Genomic DNA, 20,669 nt, shown 5'->3' with positions numbered 1-20,669 from the left:
GTGGTGCGTCCGGCACCGGCTGTCACCTGGTTTTCGGCAGCAGGCCCCCGGCCGACGCGGGCGACAGCGACTCCCACCCTCCGATGGGCCCTTGGCCGACGGGTAGCGCGCGCAGAGCCCGTAGTACGGCCGGGTCCTGGAGCTCGAGCCACGCCACGAGCTGCCGGAACGAGACGAACCTGACGTCCGGGCGGCGCGCGTTGCGGACAAGGAAGTCGTGGACGGCGTCGAGGTAGATGCCGCCGTTCCAGTGCGCGAAGTGGTTCCCGATGACGAGCGGGGCACGGTTCCCCCGGTACGCGCGGTCGAAGCCGCCCTGGAAGAACGCGTCGGCCTGCGCGCGCCACCTGGGCCGCTGGTGCGCGCTGCCGTACATGCCGTGGGGGAGCTGGGCGCGCAGGATGTTGTAGTCCATCGCCAACACCTCGCCCGTACGTCCGGGGAAGGGCAGCGACTGTATGGGCAGGTGCCACAGGCCGCGCACCTCACGCGGCCACACCTGACGCCCGGTCCCGCTGGTGTCGTACTTCCAGCCGAGCTGCCTCGCCGCCTTGCGCAGCGCACGCCCGCCCTCAAGGCAGGGCGCGCGTCCGCCGACGAGTTCGGCCGCGTAGTCGAACGGCAGAGGCGGCAGGTCGGTGAAGCCGGTGTGCGTCTTCCAGGAGCCGACGAACCCGAGGGCCTGGCGGATCTCGCTCTTCCAGTCCGACGCCGTCCACGAGCGCACTCCATCGGGCCCGCAGAAGTGCCCGTTGAAGTGGGTGCCTATCTCGTGGCCCTCCCGCCAGGCGAGGGCGACGTTGAGGATGGTGTCGCGGATCTGCCGGTCCTTGAGGTAGCCGATGTCGGACGCCCCGGGCGACCTGTGCGGCGGCCGGTAGCGGGCGCGTTCGCGTTCCGGAAGGAGGTACAGGCCGGACAGGAAGAACGTCATGGTCGCGCCGTGCAGGCGGGCGGTCTGCCGGAACCTGGCGAAGGTCCCGTCGGTGGCCCCCGCGCCGTCCCAGGACAGCACGACGAACTGGGGCGGGCGTTCCCCCGGCTTGAGCCGCTCGGGGGTCCACGCGCGCGGCTGGGGGCCGGCGACGGCGGTGGAGCCGTCGCCCAGCGGCGTCGGGCCGGGGACGGAGGCGGGGGGCGTGTCCGGCGCGGGCGGTCCGGACAAGTCGTCGGCGGAGCCGTCTCCGCCAATTCCGCATCCGGAAAGGAGCGCGCACGCGAGCCCCCAGGCCGCCCACCGTGTCCAGCGCCGCACCCGTGTCCCCCCGCCGTCCCGTCCGCGATCCTGGGGGCTGAGGATCGCCGACGCGGGCGCGGCGGTCCGCGCGCTTGTGCGATCGGAACCGAATGTTTGCCAGGAGCTGAAGCGCGCTAGCGCGGGCTGCCGTAGCGCGCGAACGCCGCACGCGCGGGCGGGGCGTACCTGACGGCCCGGGGAAGCACGTTCCACAGGCCGTCGGCGCGCCGGACCGTCCTGGCGAAGGTGCGGTAGCGGCGTTCGTCGGCGGCCGACCAGGGCAGGCCGAGGATCTTCCGGGTCTCCGGCGGCAGCCCGCCGACCGTGAGGAACCGCGCGACGGCGTTCACGGGCCGGCTGATCACCTTCCAGACGACGGCGGGGACCTCCTTGGGCCTGGGCAGCCCCTTCTCGGCGTACCCGACGCTGTACTTGGCCGACTTGTGCGCCGCGACTTTCTCGGTGAGCATCTTGTGCCAGTACTCCTGGAAGGCTTCCCAGTCCTCGGGTACTGCCCTGTCGCTCACGCCGTACATCGCGTACCAGGTCTTCGACTCCTCGTACATGACGCGTCTTTCGGCTTCGGTGAGCGGTCGCATGAACGTCTCGGTGGCGTAGAAGAGGTGGTCCACGAAAGTGGCGTGCGCCCAGAAGTAGATCTCGGGATCGAGCGCGTGGTAGCGGTCGCCGTCCGGCATGACGCCCTTGATGTCGCGGTGGTAGTCGCGGACCGTCGCGCCGGTGGCGGCCGCGTCCTGGCCGCCGTAGACGGTGTTGAGGATGGGCCCGGCCGAGCGCTTGAGGCGGCCGAGGGTGTCGGAGAAGAAGACCGAGTGGTCGAGGACGCCCTGGCCGAGCTCGGGGAGCATCAGCTGGAGCACGCCCGCGCGCGGCCCGACGAGCAGGGCCCGGTTGTCTCCGAAGAAGCGCCAGGTCAGGGACGTGGGGCCGAGGGGCTGCACGGGTGACTCCTTCTTGCGGCGGTGGCGGTCGGGTGTTCTGGTCGGTCGCCTCAAGGATAATCTGGTGGCAACCGCCACCGACTATGTGTTTCCCCGGCCGAGCCGTCAAGATGGGGGGCGATGGGATCTCCGACACGTTCCTACCGGGGCCGCTCGGCCACCGAGCGCACCGCCGAGCGGCGTGAGCGCCTGCTCGCGGCCGCGCTCGAGCTGTGGGGGGACGGCGGCTGGGCCTCGGTGACCATGCGCGGTGTGTGCGCGCGGGCCGGCCTGAACGACAGGTACTTCTACGAGAGCTTCGCCGACGTCGAGGCGCTCCTCCTCGCCGTCTACGACCGCGCGCTCGACGACCTCGTCCGGCATCTGCGCCGCACCGCGCTCGCCGAGCCGGAGCCGCGCGCACGGCTGCGCGCGTCGGTCTCCGCGTTCGTCACCGCGTTCGCTTCCGACCCGCGCCGCGCGCGGGTGGGCCTCGCCGAGCCCGCGGGCAGCCCGGCGCTCGAGCGCCGCCGCCGCGCGACGTACGCGATGTTCGCCGAGCTCGCGCGCGGCGAACTGCGCCCGGCCGACCCCGCCGGGTTCGAGGCGGCGATGTACTTCGCGCTGGGCGGCGCGGCCGAACTGGTGATCCGCTGGGTGGAAGGAACCCTCCCGATGACCGCCGCGAACCTTGAGGAACGGGTGGCGACACTTGTCCTGACGGTGGTCGAGCGCCACCTGTGACCCTGCGATGATCGCGGCATGCGCATCGTCATCGCGGGCGGCCACGGCAAGATCGCCCTTCACCTGCTCAGGCAGTGGCCCGACGGCTCAGCCGTCGGCCTCGTCCGCAACCCCGACCACCTCGCCGACCTCGAGGCCACCGGACAGTCCGGCCTTGTGCTCGACCTGGAGCGGACGACCGTCAGGGAGCTGTCCGACGCGCTCTCCGGCTTCGACGCCCTGGTCTTCGCCGCGGGCGCGGGCCCCGGCAGCGGCGCGGCGCGCAAGCGCACGGTCGACCAGGACGCGGCGATCCTGTGCGCGGCCGCGGCCGAGCGCGCGGGCGTCGACAGGCTCGTGCAGATCTCCTCGATGGGCGCCGACCGCAAGCCAGACCCGGCCAAGGACGCGGTCTGGGCCGCCTACATCGAGGCCAAGGCCACCGCCGAAGCCGACCTGCGCTCCCGCGACCTCGCCTGGACGATCCTGCGCCCCGGCGTCCTCACCGACGACCCCGCCAAGGGCCGCGTCACCCTCGCCCCCTCCACCGGCCGTGGCCCCGTCCCCCGCGAAGACGTCGCCTCGGTCATCACCGCCCTCCTCACCCAGGGCACGGCCACCCGCCAGACCCTCGAACTCATCGAAGGCGACACCCCCATCGAAGAGGCCGCCGCCGCCCTCTAAGTGGTGGATGGGGCCGCGGCTGCCGGTGAGGGGGGCCGTGGTGCCCGCCCAGCGGGCGGCGATGATCTCGGCGGTGATGCTGATCGCGGTCTCCTCCGGGGTGCGCGCGCCCAGGTCGAGGCCGATGGGGGAGTGCAGGCGGGCAAGGTCGGCCTCGGTGAGCGAGGTCTCGCGGAGGCGGGCCATCCGGTCGTCGTGGGTGCGGCGCGAGCCCATCGCGCCGACGTAGGCGACGGGCAGCTTCAACGCCACCTCCAGCAGCGGGACGTCGAACTTCGCGTCGTGCGTGAGGACCGCCAGGACCGTGCGGCCGTCGATCCTGCCCGCCTCGGCCTCGGCCGCGAGGTACCTGTGCGGCCACTCCACGACGACGGCGTCGGCGTCGGGGAAGCGGCGGCGGGTCGCGAAGACCGGGCGCGCGTCGCAGACCGTCACGTGGAAGCCGAGGAACACCCCCGCGCGGGCGAGCGCGGCGGCGAAGTCGATCGCGCCGAAGACGATCATGCGCGGGCGCGGCGCGTAGGACTGGACGGCGAGGGTGAGGTCCCCGGCGAGCCGTTCGCCGTCCCTGCCGTACCTGAGCGTCCCGGTGGTCCCGGAGACGAGCATGCCGCGCGCGTCGTCGGTGACCGCCTCGTCGAGCCGGGCGGAGCCGAAGGTCCCCTCGGTCGAGTCCGCGCGCACCACCAGACGACGGCCGAACCGCGCGGCGTCGGCGGGGTCCACGCACGTCGCGACGGCCACGGGAACCCCCGCCCTGATGTCCGCGACGACCCCGCCGAGCTGCGGAAACGTCTCGGGCGACACCCTTTCCACATAGACGTGGATGGTCCCGCCGCAGGTCAGCCCGACGGCGAACGCGTCATCGTCGCTCACCCCGTACCGCTCGAGCACGGGCACGAAATCCGGGTCGGTAGCGGCGGCGTACGCGAGCTCGTAGACGGCCCCTTCTACGCACCCCCCGGACACGCTGCCCAAGGCGTCGCCTGACGCCGTCACCAGCATCGCCGCCCCCGGGGGCCGCGGCGCGGACCGCCAGGTCTCCACGACCGTCGCGAGCCCGACGGCACGGCCCGCAGCCCAGTGCTCGTGAAGGTCGTCCATGACGTCACGCAAGGGGCACGTCCATGTCGGTGCCGTCTGCGATGTCCTCGCAGGGCACCCGCTCGTGCTCGTGCGCCTTCAGATACGGCCGCGCCCCCACGTCCCCGACGGCGAGGGCGGCGACCCCCGCCCAGTGATCACGCCCGAGGACGACAGGATGCCCCTGACGCCCCTCGTACGTCGCCACCCGCAGCGACCCCCGCCCCGCCCCCTCGGCGACCCGCACGACGGCCTCAGGGGTGATCCAGGGCGTGTCCACGGGCAGCACCACCACCGCGTCGGCCTCCAGGGCGGCGAGGCCGGTGCGCAGCGACGACCCCATCCCCGACGCCCAGTCCGCGTTCACCACGACGATCACGCCCGGCAGCGGCGGCACCCGGCGCGCTTGCGCGCCGAGCACGGCCACCACGGGCGCGCACCCGGCCTCCCGCAGCGTCCGGACCCCGTGCTCGACGAGCAGGGTGTCCGGATCGCCCGGGGTCGGGACGAGCGCCTTGGGCATGCCGTAGCGCCGTCCCGCTCCCGCGGCGAGCAGAAGGCCGGGAATGGGCATTCAGTCCTCCTGGAGCGCGTTCCACCGCGCGGTGAGGCCCGCGCGCGACTCAGGGGGGAGCGTGCCGTACAGCCGGAAGCGTGCCATGCCTCCGTCGGGGAAGATGTCGAGCCGCACCGCGTCCACCGGCCGCTCGGAGCTCACCCGGAACCTGTGGCGGGTGTCGGGCTGGAGCCTGACGGGTTCCAGCAGCACGGGCCCGTCAAGCGCGCTCACCTTCGCCGTACCCGGGCAGTTGCCCTTGAAGTGCGAGGTGTCGAGTTCGATGAGCTGCGGCAGGCCGGGGGCGGCGAGTTTGATCTCGACCCAGTCGTTGCCGTCGTCACGGCGGCGGCGGGTCTCCCAGCCGTCTCCCATGGTCTGCGCGAGGCCCGGGAGCAGGAGCTGGTTGGGGGAGCCGTAGAACCTGTCGGAGCAGTCGGTGACGGCAGCGCCGTGCTCGGCGGCGGCGAGGTCGAACACGTCAGGGACCAGCGAGGGGTCGATGACGGGCGTGCCGTGTACCCGCAGCCTGGCTACGCCGCCGTCCGGGAAGATGTTCAGCCGCACATGGGTGACCAGCCGCTCCGACGGCACAGGGAAGGAGTTCTCTGTGTCGCCCTCAAGCGGCGAGCGGGGGATGAGGGGGAACCATGTCGCCTTCTCCAGGTCCTCGGCCGACGGGTAGTCCGGCAGGAAGCAGCCGTCCACCGACGCCTCGGTCGGGTAGTTGCCGGTGAAGAACGCGGTGTCGACGATGATGTTGCGCAGCACCCCGGGGACGCCGAGCCGCACGATCGCGTGGTCGTGTCCCGGCTCGCGCCGCCGCCTGGTCTCCCAGCCGTCGTAGATCTGGCCCTTGTGCCCGAAGGTCGCGAGGGTGAAGGTCGGGCGGTGCGGGTTGATCAGGTTCTCGCGGTCGGCGAAGAACTCGTCGTTGGCGAAGACGACGGTCCCGCCCATCGCGCGCGACGCAAGATCGAGCAGTTCAGTGAACAACGCTTTCCTCTCGGTGCAGGAACCGTCCGGCGGGCTGCCCGCCGGTCGGCTCGCCGCGCAGCCACGTCGTGTGCACGACGCCGCGAAGTGTCCTGCCGTGGTACGGCGTGACCGGATTGCGGTGGAAGAGGCGTGCCGCGTCCACGGTGAACTCCTCGTCCGGGGCGAACGCGACGAGGTCGGCGTCCGCTCCTGCTGCGATCCTTCCCTTCGCGGGCAGTCCCACAAGATCGGCGGGTGCCCGGCTCATCCATGCCACGAGGGTACTGAGTGAAATGTCGCGTTTGCTGGCCTCTGTCCACATGACGGGCAGGCCGAGCTGCACCGACGCGATTCCGCCCCAGGCCGTCGCGAAGTCGCCCTCCTTGAGATCGGGCGTGCAGGGCGAGTGGTCGGACACCACACAGGTGATCACGCCCTCCTTCAGCGCCTCCCACAGGGCGTCCTGGTGGGCCCCCTCGCGGATCGGAGGGCAGCACTTGTACTCGGTCGCAAGAGCGGGGACGTCCTCGGCCCGCAAGGTCAGGTAGTGCGGGCAGGACTCGGCGGTGATCTTCACCCCCTCGGCCTGGGCTTCGCGCAGGTACGGGAGGGCGTCGGCGGCGGCGAGGTGCAGGATGTGGGCGCGCGCGCCGGTCCTGCGGGCCGCCTCGATCACCGTCCTTACGGCCGCCGCCTCGGCCTCCGGAGGGCGGGACGCCACGAAGTCCGGGAAGGCGGGACGCGACTCCCCGACCAGCGAAGGGTCCTCGGCGTGCACGATGAACAACGCGTCCACCGTACGCATCGCCTGCTCGAGGCCCGCAGGGTCGAGCGGCGGGAACTCAGGGACGCCGGAGTCGATGAGGAAGCTCTTGAACCCGAACACCCCCGCCTCGTGCAGCGCGGCGAGATCGCCCGCGTTGCCGGGGATCGCGCCGCCCCAGAAGCCGACGTCCACATGGATCTGGCCCTCGGCCGCCTTCTGCTTCACCGCGAGGGAGGCGGCGTCCACGGTCGGCGGGAGCGAGTTCAGCGGCATGTCCACGATCGTCGTGACGCCCCCGGCCGCCGCCGCGCGGGTGGCGGTCGAGAAGCCCTCCCACTGGGTGCGTCCTGGCTCGTTCACATGGACGTGGCTGTCGACAAGGCCAGGCAGCAGTACGAGGTGGTCGGGGAGATCCGTGACGCCCTCGGCTTCGGCGTCGTAGGGAAGGACCTCGGATATCTTCCCGTCACGCACCACGACGGTCGCGGGGCCCTCGCCGTCGGGCAGCAGCACCCGCCTTGCGCGGACGGCCTTCAACGGGCCCTCTGCGTACGTCACAGCGCCTCCAAGGTGGTCGGGGAGAAGGGCAGGTCGGACGGGGCGAGCGCGCCGCAGTCCAGGGCGCGTCGCAGGTACGACGCGAGGGCGCGGGCCGTGGCGGGCTCGTCAAGGAAGCCGCTCTCCTTACGGTTCAGGTAGGCGTCGAGCCTTGTGACGGCCTCCTCCGCGCCCTCGCGGTAGAAGGCGTAGTTCGCGGCGAACCTTGTGGGGAGCTGGGCGGGGTGCAGGTCCCAGCCCTGGTAGAAGCCGCGTTCCAGGGAGCGGCGGACAAGGCGTGAGTGCAGCGCCCACGCCTCCCCGGTCCGCGCGCCAACGGGCAGCACGTTGGTGGACCCGTCGCTGAGCCGCACCCCCGTCCCGGCCGCCGCCGCCTGCATGACGACCTTGGCGTGGTCGGCCACCGGATGGTCCATCGCCTGGTAGGCGGCGGCTATCCCGCACGAGGCCGAGTAGTCGTAAGTGCCGTAGTGCAGGCCCGTACAGCGGCCCTCGGCCGCGTGGATCATGGGCGCGACGAGGGCCGTGCCGTCCGGGCCGAGGATCGACTGCGGGGTCTCGATCTGGATCTCGAACCGCAGCGCGCCCGGCGCCGGCTCGAGCGCCGCGCACACCTCGACCATCGCCTCCACCTGGGCGACCGAGGTCACCTTGGGGAGCGTGACGACGAAGCCGGGCGGGAGCGTGCCGAGCCCGTCAAGGACGATCTTGAGTGTGCGTACCGCGCGGCGGCGCAGGTCGGCCTCCAGGCACTTGATCCTTATGCCGGAGAACGGAGTGCGCCCCTCGGAGAGGAACCTTGCGGCGGCTTGGGCGTGCGCGTCCTCCTGGGCGTCGTCACGTCTGCCATAGCCATCCTCGAAGTCGATCCGAAGGTCCTCGATCGGCTCGGCCGCGAGCTTGGCGCGGACCAGGCCGTCGAGGTCGGGTGCGTAGGGGACGCCGTGCTCGTCAAGGGCGGCGAGGGCGGCCGCGCCCCACTCGGCGGGCAGGGCGGGCGTGAGGCGGTCGGCCGGGACGTAGACGGTGTGCACCGGCTGACGGCCGGGCCGGTCGCCCGGATAGCGCGCGGAAAGATCGGCGTCCGCCTTGGCAAGGCGGGCGTCGAGCCGTTGGTGGATCGCTTCTAGCATGCGGTTCCCGTGATGTGCTCAGGTCGCACGGGCACCCTCGTGAGGGCCGTGCCCGTCGCGGCGCGGATCGCCGCGACGACCGCGGGCGTCGAGGAGATCGTCGGAGGCTCGCCCACCCCGCGCAGCCCGTAGGGCGCGTCGGGATCGGCGAGTTCCAGGATGTCCAGCGACATCGGCGGCATGTCCATGATCGTGGGTATCAGGTAGTCGGTGAACGACGGGTTCCGCACGACGCCGTCCACGACCTGGATCTCCTCGAGCAGCGCGAGGCCGAGGCCCTGCGCGGTGCCGCCCTGGATCTGGCCCTCGACGGCCTTCGGGTTGACGGCCTTGCCGACGTCCTGCGCGGTCGCGATCTCCACGACGCGCACCAGGCCGAGTTCCACGTCCACGTCCACCGTCGCGCGGTGCGCGGCGAACGCGTACTGGACGTGCGCGTCGCCCTGCCCGGTCTCCGGGTGCAGCGGGTGGGTCGGCTTGTGCCGCCACTCCACGGTCTCCTCGAGCGCCTCGCCGCCCAGGAGGTCGGCGAGGGAGGCGACCTGGGCTCCCGTGGCGTCCACGACGCGTTCGTCGGCGAGGCGCAGGCCCTGGCCGCCGCCGAGACGGGCGAGCAGCCGTTCCCGCACCGCCTCGCAGGCCGCCTTGACCGCCCCGCCCGTCACATAGGTCTGGCGGGAGGCCGACGAGGAGCCCGCGGAGCCGACCGAGGTGTCGGCGGGCGCGATCGTCACCTGGGAGACGCCGAGCTCGGTCCGCGCGATCTGCGCGAGCACGGTGACCAGGCCCTGCCCGACCTCGGCGGCCGCGGTGTGCACGAGCACGGCGGGCCGGTCGCCGACGAGTTCGAGCCGCACCCGCGCGGTCGAGTAGTCGTCGAACCCCTCGGAGAACCCGACGTTCTTGATCCCGATCCCGTACCCGACCCCGCGCACGACGCCCTCGCCGCGCGTGGTGTTCGCGGTGCCGCCCGGCAGCAGGTCGGCCGGGCCTGGCGCGGGCCGCCCCTGCACCAGCCGCAGCAGCTCCGCCACGGGCGCGGCCCCCTCCACGACCTGCCCGGTCGGCATCAGGTCGCCGACCTTGAGCGCGTTGCGCACCCTCACCTCCACCGGGTCGACCCCGACGGCCTCCGCGAGCCTGTCCATCTGCGACTCGTACGCGAAGCAGGCTTGGACGGCTCCGAACCCGCGCATGGCTCCGCACGGAGGGTTGTTGGAGTAGACGACCTCCGCGTCCATCACCACATTGGGCACGTCGTACGGTCCGATACCGAGGGTCGCCGCGTTGGCGGCCACGGCGGGCGACGACGACGCGTAAGCACCCCCGTCGAGCAGGATGCGCGCTTTGACGTACACAAGACGGCCGTCCTCATCGGCCCCGTGCTCGTACCAGAGACGGGCCGGATGCCTGTGCACGTGCCCGAAGAACGACTCCTCGCGGCCGTACACCATCTTCACCGGGCGTCCCGTACGCAGCGCCAGAAGGCACGCGTGGATCTGCATCGACAGGTCCTCGCGCCCGCCGAACGCGCCGCCCACCCCGGCGAGGGTGAACCGCACCTTGTCCGGCGGAAGGCCGAGGCTTTCGGCGACCTGCCCCTGGTCGGAGTGCAGCCACTGCGTCGCGACGTACAGGTCGACGCCGCCGTCGTCGGCGGGGACGGCGAGGCCGGACTCCGGCCCGAGGAACGCCTGGTCCTGCATGCCGACGTCGTAGACGCCGCTGACCACGACCGGGGCGGAGACGTCGGGGTCGCCCCTGCGGATCGGCACGTGCCGCAGCAGGTTCGGCCGGTCGGCGTGCACGCGCGGCCCGTCCGGCAGGACCGCGGCCTCGGGGTCGGTGATCGGCGGCAGCACCTCGTACTCGACCCGGATCGCGGCGGCCGCGCGCGCGGCGGTCTCCGGATGGTCGGCCGCGACGATCGCGACGGCCTCGCCCTGGTAGCGGATCTCGTCGAACGCGAGCACGGGCTGGTCGGCGATCTCCAGCCCGTAGACCTTGCGGCCCGGCACGTCCTCGTGGGTGAGCACCGCGCGCACCCCCGCGATCGCCAGCGCGGGCCCGACGTCGATCCCGACGATCCTGGCGCGCGGGTGCGGGCTGCGCAGCGTCGCCCCCCACACCATCTGGTCGGCCCACAGATCCGAGGAGAACGCGAACTCCCCGGTGACCTTCAACCGCCCGTCAGGCCGCGCCGGGCTGCTCCCGACACCGGCCTCGACCTTCGCCGCAAGCCCCAGATGCGCCGTCATCGACCCCTCCTCAGCACCGCATACACGGCGTCCTGTCCTGCTGCGTCGTGTTCCACGGGCGTCATGTGGCGGCTCCGGCGAGGCGGGCGCTCGCCGAGGTCAGCCGTGCGGCCAGCGCGTCCTCGTCGGCCGTGGTGAGTCGTCCGTCGCGGACCACGGGCGCGCCGGCGACCAGCAGCGCGGCGAGCGGCGGCTCGGTGCCCAGCACGAGGGCGGCGACGGGGTCGGCGATCCCGGCGTGGGCGAGCGTGTCGAGCCGCCACAGGGCGATATCGCCGAGTTTGCCCGGCTCAAGCGAGCCGATCTCGGCCTCCCTGCCGAGGCAGCGCGCGCCGCCGATCGTGCCGAGCCGCAGCGCCTCGCGCGCGGTGAGCGCGGCGGGGCCTCCGGCGAGGCGGGCGAAGTACAGCGCCTGGCGCAGCTCGGGGGCGAGCCTCCCGGCCTCCTGGGAGGCCGCGCCGTCCACCCCGAGCCCCACGGGGACGTTCGCGCCGAGCAGCGCGCGCACCGGCGCGATGCCCGCGCCGAGCCGCGCGTTGGAGCTCGGGCAGTGCGCGACGCCGGTCCCGGTCGCGCCGAGCGTCGCGATCGACGCGTCGTCAAGGTGGACGGTGTGCGCGAGCCACACGTCGGGTCCGACCCAGCCGAGCCGCTCGGCGTACTGCACGGGCGTGCAGTCGAACCGCTCCCGGCAGAACTCCTCCTCCTCGACGGTCTCGGCGAGATGCGTATGCAGCCGCACCCCTTTGGCCCGCGCGAGCGACGCCGCCTCCCGCATCAGGTCCTCGGTGACGGAGAACGGCGAACACGGCGCGACGGCGACGCGCAGCATCGACCCGGGAGACGGGTCGTGGTACATGTCGACGGCTTCCGCGGTCGCGGCGAGGGCCTGCTCTGTGGTCTCCACGACGTTGTCAGGCGGGAGGCCGCCTTGCGACGCGCCCAAGTCCATCGAGCCGCGGCACGGGTGGAAGCGCAGCCCGATCGCCCGGGCGGCCTCCACCTGCGCGGCGAATACGTCGCCGCCTTCGCGCGGGAACACGTAGTGGTGGTCGGTGCTCGTGGTGCAGCCCGACAACGCCAGCGCGGCGAGGCCCGCCCCCGTCGTCGCGTACACGACGTCGGCGTCGAGCCCCGCCCACACCGGGTACAGGGCCTTCAGCCAGTCGAAGAGGATCGAGTCCTGCGCATACGCGCGGGTCGCCCACTGGTACAGGTGGTGGTGGGTGTTGACCAGGCCGGGGGTCGCCAGGCAGCCCGTCCCGTCGATGACGAGCTCGGCCCGGCGCGGCGGCCCGCCCGCGCCGACCGACGTGATCACCCCGTCCTCGACCAGCACATGGCCGCGCGCGTACTCGGTCCCTGCCGCGTCGACCGTGGCGATCGCGGCGTTCTCGATGAGCGTCGAGGTCATCGGCGTTCACCCGCCTCGGCGGCGGCGAGGCGAACCGCGTCCATGATCTTCTCGTAGCCCGTGCAGCGGCACAGGTTGCCCGCCAGGGCCTCGCGGATCTCCGGGTCGGACGGCTCGGGCGTGCGCGCGAGCAGGTCGTGCACGGACACGATCAGGCCGGGCGTGCAGAACCCGCACTGCACCGCGCCCGCGCGCAGGAACGCGCTCTGCACCGGGTCGAGGTCGTCGCCCTCGGAAAGGCCCTCGACGGTGACGACGTCGCGGCCCGCCGCCTGACCCGCCGCGACGAGGCACGCGCACACCGCGAGCCCGTCGAGGTAGACCGTGCACGAGCCGCACTCGCCCTGCTCGCAGGCGTTCTTGCTGCCGGGGAGGCCGAGCCGCTCGCGCAGCACGTACAGGAGGCTCTCGCCCTCCCACACGTCGTCGGCGGTCCGCTCCACTCCGTTGATCTTGCAGGTCACCCGCATAGCTCGCTCCAGGCCCAGGTCAGGGTGCGCCGCGCCAGCACGTTCAGGGCGTGGCGGCGGTAGGCGGCGGTGCCGCGCACGTCGTCGATCGGGGAGGCGGCCGCCGCGACGAGCTCGCCGAACCGCGCGGTGAGCCCGGGCGTCAGCTCGGCCCGCGACCCCCACGGCAGCTCGGCCGCGGCGAACGCCTCGGCCTCGGCCGCGCGCAGCGGCGTCGGGCCCGCCGAGCCGATGCCCGTGCCGACGGCCTGGGATTCCGGCCGCAGTTCGAGCGCGAAGGACGCCACCGCGATCACCATCGCGTTACGCGCGCCGATCTTGGCGAACTGCTGCGGACCCGGAGCGGGCGGCACAAGGACTGCCGAGATCAGCTCGTCGGGGGCGAGCGCGCTGCGTCCCGGCGAGAGGAAGAACTCGCCTATCGGGATCGTACGGACGCCGCGTACGGAGGCCGCCTCCACGAGCGCGTCCGCTGCAAGCAGGGGAGGGTGTCCGTCGCCCGCAGGGGAGGCCGATCCCAGGTTGCCGCCCAGCGTGCCCCGGTTGCGGATCTGAGGAGACCCGACGGTACGCGCCGCACGCGCGAGGCCAGGCAACCTGTCGCCCAGCTCGGCCATGATCCGCGCGTAAGGCACCCCCGCGCCTATGCGGAGCATCCCGTCGGCCTCAGACCACTCGCGCAGGGAACCCACCCGCGTGAGGTCAAGGAGCGCGTCCGGACGCCGCTTGCGGAAGTTCAGCTCGACCATGACGTCGGTGCCGCCCGCCAGCGGCACCGCGTCCGGCCGCCCGGCCTTGACGGCGAGGGCGTCATCCCAGCCCGCGGGGCTCAGGAACTCCATGCGAGCCCCTCGTCCGGGGCCCCGTCGCGCACCACGCCCCCCTCGATCAGCCCGTACGGCCGGTCGGCGGCGAAGTACACCTCGTCGGGGTTGTCGAGCCCGAAAGGCGATAGATCGACCAGGAAGTGGTGCTTGTTCGGCAGGGACAGCCGCACCTCGGCGACCTCGGGGACCTTCTCCAGCACCCGCGCGCCCATCGCGTACAGCGTCTGCTGGAGCGACAGGCTGTAGGTCTCCACAAAAGCCGAGATCAGCGACTCGCGGATCAGCGTGTAGGCGGGGCCCCAGTCGACGTCGAGGGTCCCGAACCGCCACGTCGCGGCCACGTCGGTGGCCAGGATGCGCTCCGAGGTCTCCGCGAGCGTCGTGTACTCGTCGCGCGGGAAGCCGTGGAACTCCGAGTCCGTGGTGTTCATCAGGGTCAGCCCGCGCAGCCCGCCGGTGATCCACGCCCCGTCGGAGGTGACGGTCGCGACCGCAGCGCGGATCTCGCCCCCCGCCTTGGCGAACGAGTGGTCGCCGACCCTGTCCCACGAGTAGGCGTCGATCGCGACGCGGGCCTTGGTGATCTGCTCCTGGGACGCGACGAAATGGCTGGCCAGCGACGTCGCGAACAGCTCGATCTCGCCGATCCCGAACTGCCGGGCGAAGGCGTAGACCGTGTTCTTCTGCGTGTCAGTGGGCAGGACGCCGGAATTGTCGCCCGTGAGGTGCGTCGCCTCCAGGTCGCCCGAGAGCTTGGTGCTGACGTTGAGGTCGGTCAGCGCGTGCCGGCCGCCGTCGCGCTCGACGCGCACGAGGCGGCACTCGGCCTTGCCGTAACCGTTCGGACCCAGGCTGAACTTCATTCACGAACCCCTGTATGTGGTGTAGCCGAAATTGCTGAGCAGCAGGGGGATGTGCAGGTGGCCCCGCCCGTCGGCGTCGAAGACGATCGACACCTCCGGGAAGAACGACCTCGGCACGTCGAACGTCAGCCGGTGCCGGCCAGGCCCGACATGCCAGCCGGAGATCCGGCCGTCGTCATCGGTCGTCCCCGTCGCCACCGTCTCCCACCCCTGCGGGCCGAGACTGTCGAGCGTTACGGGGACGCCCTGCGCGGGACGTCCCGACGTGGTGTCCAGGACGTGCGTGGAAAGACTCATGGGTTCACCAGCTTCTCCAGCCGCAGCCTGACGATCGCGGCGAGCTCGCGGCGTACGACGGCGCGCTCGGCGGCCGGGTCATTGCCCAGCCTGTCGAGGGCCGCCTGGAGGACTTCCCCCGCGCTCCTGCCTGTGGCGCGGATGAGGAAGACATGTCCGAACCTCTCCTCGTAGGCGACGTTCGCGGAGACCAGAGCCTCCTTGACGGCGTCGTCGGGGGTCGCGGCAGCCGACTGCTCCTGGCGCGACCAAGACGCCTCCCTGCCTTGGCCCGCCGCACGCTCCCCGATCCTCGGGTGGGCGGCCAGCGCTGTCAGGACCTCGTCCCAGGACAGGCCGTCAAGGACGCCGATCGCGTCCTCGGCGAAGGTCTCGGGATCGGGGTAGGGCCGCCCAGCGGCCACCTCACGCGCCCAGCGCGGGACGGCACAGCAGGCCAGCAGCCCCTCCTCGGCCTCCTGCGGAGGCGAGGCGTTGAAGTCCGCCATCGTCATGACTCGAGTCAATCTCCCCGGGTAGCACCGCCGAAACGTGCGAAGCACCGAAGATGAAACAACGGGGGGCTAGCTTCTTTGGAGACCGCTACAAGGAGGGGACCATGCAGCTCAGGGACGTGCTTGAGCAACCCGGCCGGAGCCTGCCCGTCCTGATCGGCGAGCAGCAGCTCGACCGGCCGCTGCGGTCGAGCTTCACCACCGACCTCCTCGACCCCGGCCGCTACCTCGTCGGCGGCGAGATGGTGCTGACCGGGCTGATGTGGCGGCGCGACCCGTCGGACTCCGAGGTGTTCGTGGAGAACCTCGCGCGCGCGGGGATCGCCGCGCTCGGCGCGGGGGAGGGGCTGCTCGGCTCGGTGCCCGAAGACCTCGTCGAGGCATGTCGCAGACACGCCGTCCCTCTGTTCGCCGTACCCGCCGACGTGTCCTTCCGCGAGATCACCGAGCGCATGGCCACCGTCCTGTGGGCGGAGCGCGAGGCCGCGGCGCTCGCGGCGCGGAGCCGTCACCGGGGGCTGATCGCCGCGCTGACCTCGGGCGCGACCCTGCGCGAGGTGTGGCCGACCGTGCACGCCTGGACGATCGGCTCGTCCGGAAGGATTCTCGCCGGAGGGCGGCTGCCCGAAGCGCGCAGGCTCGCGACCGCGTTCCTGTCCGCCGACCGACTGCCCGCCGCCGCCACCGTCGACGGGAGGCTGTACCGCATCGAGGGGCTGCCCGGCGTACCCCGGCTCGGCGGCAGGTTCGTCGCCAGCGTCTCGCCCGAGGGCATGGACGAACTCGTCTCCCTCGCCGCCCTCGACCTCGCGCGGACCGAGAGCGCGCGGCAGGTCGAGCGTCGGCTCGCCGCCCAGCTCGTCGCGGCGCTGGCGGCCGAGGAGAACCCGGCGGCCGCGCTGCGCGCCTGCGGCCTCGACCCCGACGCCGGCCACCTCGTCCTGGTCGGCTCCCTCACCGCCGGCCCGGCGGGCGCGCTCCTGGAGGAACTGACGAACGGGGCGGTCGCCGAACTCGACGGGACCGCCGTCGCCGTCGTGCCGGACGCGCCGGGGCTGCTCGCGGAACTGCGCGAGGACGTCCACCGGACGTCGGTCGCGACCCGGGTGACCGTCGGCGTCAGCAGGGCGGCCCGCGCGCAGGGTCTCGCCGCCGCACTCACCGAGGCCCGTCACGCCCACAGCTACGCCCTGGAGCGCCCCGGCCGCTCCCGCGTCGTCAGCTGCGACGAACTCGCCTCCCACGACCTCCTGCTCGCCGGAATCCCCGCGACGGCCCGCCAGGCGTTCGCCGACCGCCTCCTCGAACCCCTCGTCGACTACGACGCGCGCAACGGCTCAGAACTCCTGCGCACCCTCGAGGCGTTCCTCGCCTGCGACGGCTCATGGACCCGCTGCGCCAGCGTCATGCACGTCCACGTCAACACCCTCCGCTACCGCATGCGCCGCATCGCCGACCTCACCGGCCGGGACCTCGATCTTTTCTCCGACAGGGTCGACTTCCACCTGGCACTCCGCCTGCGCCGCTGACCGCCCGGACCACGCCCCCGTTCACCGCCGCTCACACGGCGAACGGGGGCGTTTTCTTTTCCGACTTATCGGTGTTCGTCGTGACCTGTTCCTGCGGCGCGCCGGGTTTTCCACAGGGGGTGAAGTGCCAGGTTGACGGGGTCGGCGCGGTCGTGTTTATGTATGTGACGTCAGGCTCAGGTTCGCGTCGCTCGGGGTTCGGGCGGGGCGCGCCGGGCCGTCCGGGGCCGAGCGTGCCCCGGTCGAGTTCTTGGAGGGGTGAGCGGTATGGCGGCGGACGGAGCAGGGGAGAAGCGGAGCCGGTCGAGCGGCGCGATCGCGCCGGGGGTGCGGCTGCGGCTCGACCCCGAGGACGAGGGCATGCACGAGCTCGGGCCAGAGGAGCACTTCAACGAGTCGATGTACTTCAACTTCTTCGATCCCGTCGAGCGGATCGGCGGGTGGGTGCGGCTCGGCAACCGGGCCAACCAGGGCTACGCCGAGCGGACCGTCTGCCTCTACCTGCCCGACGGCGAGATCGCGTTCGACTACGCGCGCCCCGCCATCGCGGACAATGCGCGATTCGCCGCCGGCGGCATGGCCTTCGAGGTGCGCGAGCCGTTCCGCGAACTCGCCGTGTCCTTCGAGGGCGAGGTCATCAGGCTCGCCGACGGCTTCGTCATGGCCGACCCCAAGACCGCCTACGCCACGAGCCCACGGGCGAAGGCCACGGTGGACCTCACCGTCGAGGGCGTCTCCCCGATGCTCGGCGGCGAGGCCGTCGCCGAGGACGGCGGGCCGCTGCCGGAGACCCACGGCGGCGACTTCGCGCGCGGCCACTACGAGCAGCACATCGTCTCCACGGGCTCCGTGCGCGTCGGCGACCGCGAGTGGCGGGTGCGCGCCCCGGGGCTGCGCGACCACTCCTGGGGGCCACGGCACTGGCAGTCGCCCTGGTGGTACCGCTGGCTGACCGGCAACTTCGGGCGGGACGCCGGGTTCGTCGCGAGCGTCATCGCGCGCCGCGACGGATCACGGACCGTCGGCGGCGTCGTCTTCCGCGAAGGCCGCTATGAGCAGATCCACGACGTGCGCCTGCGCACCGTCTGGCACGAGCAGAACGCCACCCAGACGGCGCTGTCCCTCACCCTCGCCACCGACGAGGGCTCCTACGAGGTCGAGGGATCCGTCCTGTCCATGGTGCCGCTGCGCAACCGCCGCACCGACGCCGACGGCTCCCCGCTCACCACCCGCATCGCCGAGGGCCTCACCGAGTGGCGCTGCCCGGCTCTCGCCGAACAGCCGGGCGGCGGCATGAGCGAGTACCTCGACCAGATCATCGACGGCGCGCCCGTGGGCCGCGCCGAGGAGGACCGCTGACATGGACATCGACGACAGCCCGAGTGAACGCGCCCACCGCGAGAGGGTGCGCGCCTACCTCGAGGAGCACCTGCACTCCCTGGTGCGCAACGCGCCAGCCGATCCCGAGAGCCCGGCGGAGGTCGAGAGATACCGGCGCACCCAGCGTCTGCTGTACGAGGGCGGCCTCGTCGGCGCGACCTGGCCCGTCGAGTACGGCGGCGGCGGCGCGACCCGCATGGCGCAGGCGATCATCGACCAGGAGCTCGCCGGGATCGGCGTGCCGCCGCTCGTCGGCCAGATCGGCCTCGGCATGTGCGGGCCGACCCTGATCGAGCACGGCACCGCGGCACAGAAGCGCAGATACCTCGGGCCGATCCTGTCGGCCGAGGAGATCTGGGCGCAGATGTTCAGCGAACCCGGCGCGGGCAGCGACCTCGCCGGCGTGTCCACCAGGGCCGTGCGCGACGGCGACGGCTGGCGGATCACCGGCCAGAAGGTCTGGACCTCGGGCGCGCACTACAGCGACTGGGGCATGATCCTCACCCGCACCGACCCGTCCGCGCCGCGCCACCGCGGCCTCACGATGTTCGTGATCGACCTGCGCGCCCCGGGCGTCGAGATCAGGCCGCTCCGCCAGATGAGCGGCGCGAGCGCTTTCAACGAGGTATTCCTCGATTCCGTCGCCGTCCCGGCCGACGCCGTCCTCGGGCCGGTGGGGGAGGGCTGGAAGGTAGCGCTCACGACCCTGCTGAACGAGCGGATGGCGATCGGCGGCGGCGGAGGCGATCTCGGCGGCAGCATCGAGGCCCTGGGCGACCTCGCGGCCGAAGTACTGCCGACCCTGCCCGCCGAACGCCAGGCCGTGGTCCGCCACGAACTCGGCCGCCTCCAGGTCCGCGCGCTCGCCTGCCGCTGGACCGGCTACCGCCGGCTCACCGCGCTCTCGCGCGACGAGATCCCAGGCCCCGAGGCCAGCGCGGGCAAGGTCGCGGGCACCGCGCTCGCCCGCGACATCGTCAAGCTCGCCGTCAGCCTGCTCGGCGCGGACGCCGCGTTCGCCGCGGGCGCGGACGGCTCGGCGCACTGGCAGCACGTGCGCAGCCTGCTGCCCGGCCTCGAACTCGCCGGCGGCGCGACCGAGATCCTCAAGAACGTCCTGGGCGAGCGGGTACTCGGCCTGCCCAGGGAGCCGCGCCCCGAACCCGCGGCGGCCCGGGACGCCGAGCACGAGACGGCAGGTGCCTGACATGGATTTCGACCTCTCCCAAGACCAGCGCGACCTCCAGTCGGCCGCCCGGGCCTGGTTCACCGCCGAGTGGGCCCCCGACGAACTGCGCGCCGTACTCGACGGCTCCCCGCTCCCCGACCTGCGCCCCGCACTGGCGAAGGTCGGCTACCTCGACGTGCTCGCCGCCGGCGGCACCGTGCTCGACCTCGCCGTCATCGCCACCGAGGCGGGCCGCGTGCTCGCACCCGCGCCCCTGATCGGCACCGCGGCCCGCGCCGTCCCGCTGCTCCAGGCGTCCGGCGCGCACGACCTGCTGGCCGAGGTCGCCACCGGCCTCACCTCAGTGGCGGTCCTCGACGGCGACTTCCACCTCGCCGCCGACGGCACGGTCAGCGGCCGCTGCGACCTCGCCCCCAACCTCACCGCCGCCGACCTGTTCCTCCTGCTCGCCGAGTCGTCACAGGGCCCAAGGATCCTCGCCGTGCGGCGCGGCCCCGAAACCACACCGATCGACCGCGCGATCCTTGACGCCAGCCGCGATCTGGGCGGCATCATCCTCACCAACGCGCCCGCCACCGTCCTCGACCCCCCGGAACCCCGCGCCGCCTGGGCACACACCGCCCTCCTCGGCACTGTCATCGCGGCAGCCGAGGACCTCGGCACCCTGGAACGATCCCTGGAGATGATGGTCGCCTACGCCAAGGAGCGGCACACCTTCGGCCGCGCCATCGGCTCCTACCAGGCCGTCAAACACGCCTGCGTAGACGTCTACGTCGACCTGGAACTGGTCCGCAGCCTCGTCTGGCTGGCCGCCTGGACCGCCGCCTCAGCCCCCGACCGCCTCCCCCTCCCCGCCTCCGCCGCCGCCTCCCTGTCCAGCGAAGCCCTCACCCGAGCCACCGACTCCCTCATCCACATCCACGGCGGCCTCGGCTTCACCTGGTCCCACAACGCCCACCTCTACTGGCGCCGAGCCCAAACCTCCCACCCCCTCCACCCCACCCCCAACACCCCCCACCCCACCTAACCCCACCTAACCCCACCCACCCCCAAACCCCCACCCCACTCACACCCAACCCAACCCCACCCCCTGGCCACGAACGCGCCCAACCTCATGTAGCCCTCTCCCCCCAGCCCACAGCCCACAGCCCACAGCCCACTCCCCACTCCCCACAGCCCACAGCCCACCCGCACCGCACCGCGCACGCGCACGCGCACCGCGCACGCGCACGCGCACCGCGCACGCGCACGCGCACCGCGCACGCGCACGCGCACGCGCACCGCACCGT

19 protein-coding genes and 1 pseudogene are annotated in these 20,669 nt (G+C 72.7%); 6 read left to right on the top strand and 14 right to left on the bottom strand.

The features are described 5' to 3' along the window. Positions 1–22: 22 nt before the first annotated feature. Entirely contained in the window at positions 23–1,255 is a 1,233-nt protein-coding gene (locus R9X44_RS27520) for a hypothetical protein (protein ID WP_319817206.1), read from the bottom strand. 116 nt (positions 1,256–1,371) lie between these two features. Continuing rightward, positions 1,372–2,199, bottom strand: a complete 828-nt coding sequence (locus R9X44_RS27515) for an oxygenase MpaB family protein (protein WP_319817205.1) — start codon at positions 2,197–2,199, stop codon at positions 1,372–1,374. A 120-nt stretch (positions 2,200–2,319) separates the two neighbouring features. Between R9X44_RS27515 and R9X44_RS27510 the strand changes: the two genes are divergently transcribed. Together R9X44_RS27510 and R9X44_RS27505 are read left to right on the top strand one after the other, a co-directional pair. Further along, complete coding sequence (locus R9X44_RS27510) at positions 2,320–2,922, top strand: TetR/AcrR family transcriptional regulator (protein WP_319817204.1); 603 nt, start codon at positions 2,320–2,322, stop codon at positions 2,920–2,922. An 18-nt stretch (positions 2,923–2,940) separates the two neighbouring features. Then, a complete protein-coding gene (locus tag R9X44_RS27505; protein ID WP_319817466.1) occupies positions 2,941–3,585 on the top strand; it encodes an NAD(P)H-binding protein in 645 nt (214 codons plus the stop codon). A gap of 3 nt (positions 3,586–3,588) precedes the next feature. Here R9X44_RS27505 and R9X44_RS27500 read toward each other — a convergent pair. The 12 genes and pseudogenes from R9X44_RS27500 to uraD form a co-directional block, all read right to left on the bottom strand. Continuing rightward, positions 3,589–4,701 (bottom strand): annotated as a pseudogene (locus R9X44_RS27500) (XdhC family protein); the annotation flags it as partial. Then, complete coding sequence (locus tag R9X44_RS27495) at positions 4,694–5,242, bottom strand: nucleotidyltransferase family protein (protein WP_319817203.1); 549 nt, start codon at positions 5,240–5,242, stop codon at positions 4,694–4,696. The gene R9X44_RS27495 and the pseudogene R9X44_RS27500, both read right to left, overlap by 8 nt. Further along, entirely contained in the window at positions 5,243–6,220 is a 978-nt protein-coding gene (gene alc, locus R9X44_RS27490) for an allantoicase (RefSeq protein WP_319817202.1), read from the bottom strand. Further along, positions 6,210–7,526 (bottom strand): allantoinase AllB, encoded by a 1,317-nt coding sequence (gene allB / locus R9X44_RS27485; RefSeq protein WP_319817201.1) that lies wholly within the window; start codon positions 7,524–7,526, stop codon positions 6,210–6,212. The genes alc and allB overlap by 11 nt, the downstream gene beginning before the upstream one ends. After that, a complete protein-coding gene (locus tag R9X44_RS27480; RefSeq protein WP_319817200.1) occupies positions 7,523–8,659 on the bottom strand; it encodes a DUF6986 family protein in 1,137 nt (378 codons plus the stop codon). Before R9X44_RS27480 ends, allB begins: the two co-directional genes overlap by 4 nt. Then, entirely contained in the window at positions 8,653–10,917 is a 2,265-nt protein-coding gene (pucD, locus tag R9X44_RS27475) for a xanthine dehydrogenase subunit D (RefSeq protein ID WP_319817199.1), read from the bottom strand. The genes R9X44_RS27480 and pucD overlap by 7 nt, the downstream gene beginning before the upstream one ends. Before the next feature lie 61 nt (positions 10,918–10,978). Continuing rightward, positions 10,979–12,331, bottom strand: a complete 1,353-nt coding sequence (locus tag R9X44_RS27470) for an 8-oxoguanine deaminase (RefSeq protein ID WP_319817198.1) — start codon at positions 12,329–12,331, stop codon at positions 10,979–10,981. Then, the gene (locus tag R9X44_RS27465; protein WP_319817197.1) at positions 12,328–12,801 is read right to left on the bottom strand and encodes a (2Fe-2S)-binding protein; all 474 of its coding nucleotides are present in this window, start codon (positions 12,799–12,801) and stop codon (positions 12,328–12,330) included. The genes R9X44_RS27470 and R9X44_RS27465 overlap by 4 nt, the downstream gene beginning before the upstream one ends. Next, positions 12,792–13,643: an FAD binding domain-containing protein gene (locus tag R9X44_RS27460; protein ID WP_319817196.1), complete on the bottom strand. Its 852-nt coding sequence runs from the start codon at positions 13,641–13,643 to the stop codon at positions 12,792–12,794. The genes R9X44_RS27465 and R9X44_RS27460 overlap by 10 nt, the downstream gene beginning before the upstream one ends. Next, positions 13,631–14,491, bottom strand: a complete 861-nt coding sequence (pucL, locus tag R9X44_RS27455; protein WP_319817195.1) for a factor-independent urate hydroxylase — start codon at positions 14,489–14,491, stop codon at positions 13,631–13,633. The genes R9X44_RS27460 and pucL overlap by 13 nt, the downstream gene beginning before the upstream one ends. After that, positions 14,492–14,788, bottom strand: coding sequence for a hydroxyisourate hydrolase (gene uraH / locus R9X44_RS27450; protein WP_319817194.1), 297 nt, complete (start codon positions 14,786–14,788; stop codon positions 14,492–14,494). Continuing rightward, a complete protein-coding gene (gene uraD / locus R9X44_RS27445; protein WP_319817193.1) occupies positions 14,785–15,282 on the bottom strand; it encodes a 2-oxo-4-hydroxy-4-carboxy-5-ureidoimidazoline decarboxylase in 498 nt (165 codons plus the stop codon). Before uraD ends, uraH begins: the two co-directional genes overlap by 4 nt. Before the next feature lie 104 nt (positions 15,283–15,386). Between uraD and R9X44_RS27440 the strand changes: the two genes are divergently transcribed. From R9X44_RS27440 to R9X44_RS27425, 4 genes are all read left to right on the top strand, one after another. Then, on the top strand, positions 15,387–16,811 hold the full coding sequence (locus R9X44_RS27440) for a PucR family transcriptional regulator (RefSeq protein WP_319817192.1): 1,425 nt from the start codon (positions 15,387–15,389) through the stop codon (positions 16,809–16,811). Between the two features lie 267 nt (positions 16,812–17,078). After that, on the top strand, positions 17,079–18,170 hold the full coding sequence (locus R9X44_RS27435) for a hypothetical protein (protein ID WP_319817191.1): 1,092 nt from the start codon (positions 17,079–17,081) through the stop codon (positions 18,168–18,170). A 1-nt stretch (position 18,171) separates the two neighbouring features. Next, on the top strand, positions 18,172–19,398 hold the full coding sequence (locus R9X44_RS27430; protein ID WP_319817190.1) for an acyl-CoA dehydrogenase family protein: 1,227 nt from the start codon (positions 18,172–18,174) through the stop codon (positions 19,396–19,398). Position 19,399: 1 nt separating this feature from the next. Next, complete coding sequence (locus R9X44_RS27425) at positions 19,400–20,407, top strand: acyl-CoA dehydrogenase family protein (RefSeq protein WP_319817189.1); 1,008 nt, start codon at positions 19,400–19,402, stop codon at positions 20,405–20,407. Positions 20,408–20,669: the final 262 nt, after the last annotated feature.

The organism is Actinocorallia sp. A-T 12471, assembly GCF_033875155.1.
Lineage (GTDB): Bacteria > Actinomycetota > Actinomycetes > Streptosporangiales > Streptosporangiaceae > Actinocorallia.
The sequence above is the reverse complement of the archived record's forward strand: the minus strand, read 5'-3'. Positions and strand labels throughout refer to the sequence as shown.

What these genes read in the sequence shown, in the direction of transcription:
- R9X44_RS27460 (WP_319817196.1), bottom strand. Translation starts at nt 13,643, where the DNA reads ATGGAGTTCCTGAGCCCCGCGGGCTGGGATGACGCCCTCGCCGTCAAG.
- R9X44_RS27440 (WP_319817192.1), top strand. Translation starts at nt 15,387, where the DNA reads ATGCAGCTCAGGGACGTGCTTGAGCAACCCGGCCGGAGCCTGCCCGTC.
- R9X44_RS27505 (WP_319817466.1), top strand. Translation starts at nt 2,941, where the DNA reads ATGCGCATCGTCATCGCGGGCGGCCACGGCAAGATCGCCCTTCACCTG.
- uraH (WP_319817194.1), bottom strand. Translation starts at nt 14,788, where the DNA reads ATGAGTCTTTCCACGCACGTCCTGGACACCACGTCGGGACGTCCCGCG.
- R9X44_RS27465 (WP_319817197.1), bottom strand. Translation starts at nt 12,801, where the DNA reads ATGCGGGTGACCTGCAAGATCAACGGAGTGGAGCGGACCGCCGACGAC.
- R9X44_RS27435 (WP_319817191.1), top strand. Translation starts at nt 17,079, where the DNA reads ATGGCGGCGGACGGAGCAGGGGAGAAGCGGAGCCGGTCGAGCGGCGCG.
- uraD (WP_319817193.1), bottom strand. Translation starts at nt 15,282, where the DNA reads ATGACGATGGCGGACTTCAACGCCTCGCCTCCGCAGGAGGCCGAGGAG.
- R9X44_RS27480 (WP_319817200.1), bottom strand. Translation starts at nt 8,659, where the DNA reads ATGCTAGAAGCGATCCACCAACGGCTCGACGCCCGCCTTGCCAAGGCG.
- pucD (WP_319817199.1), bottom strand. Translation starts at nt 10,917, where the DNA reads ATGACGGCGCATCTGGGGCTTGCGGCGAAGGTCGAGGCCGGTGTCGGG.
- R9X44_RS27430 (WP_319817190.1), top strand. Translation starts at nt 18,172, where the DNA reads ATGGACATCGACGACAGCCCGAGTGAACGCGCCCACCGCGAGAGGGTG.
- R9X44_RS27495 (WP_319817203.1), bottom strand. Translation starts at nt 5,242, where the DNA reads ATGCCCATTCCCGGCCTTCTGCTCGCCGCGGGAGCGGGACGGCGCTAC.
- R9X44_RS27470 (WP_319817198.1), bottom strand. Translation starts at nt 12,331, where the DNA reads ATGACCTCGACGCTCATCGAGAACGCCGCGATCGCCACGGTCGACGCG.
- pucL (WP_319817195.1), bottom strand. Translation starts at nt 14,491, where the DNA reads ATGAAGTTCAGCCTGGGTCCGAACGGTTACGGCAAGGCCGAGTGCCGC.
- R9X44_RS27425 (WP_319817189.1), top strand. Translation starts at nt 19,400, where the DNA reads ATGGATTTCGACCTCTCCCAAGACCAGCGCGACCTCCAGTCGGCCGCC.
- R9X44_RS27510 (WP_319817204.1), top strand. Translation starts at nt 2,320, where the DNA reads ATGGGATCTCCGACACGTTCCTACCGGGGCCGCTCGGCCACCGAGCGC.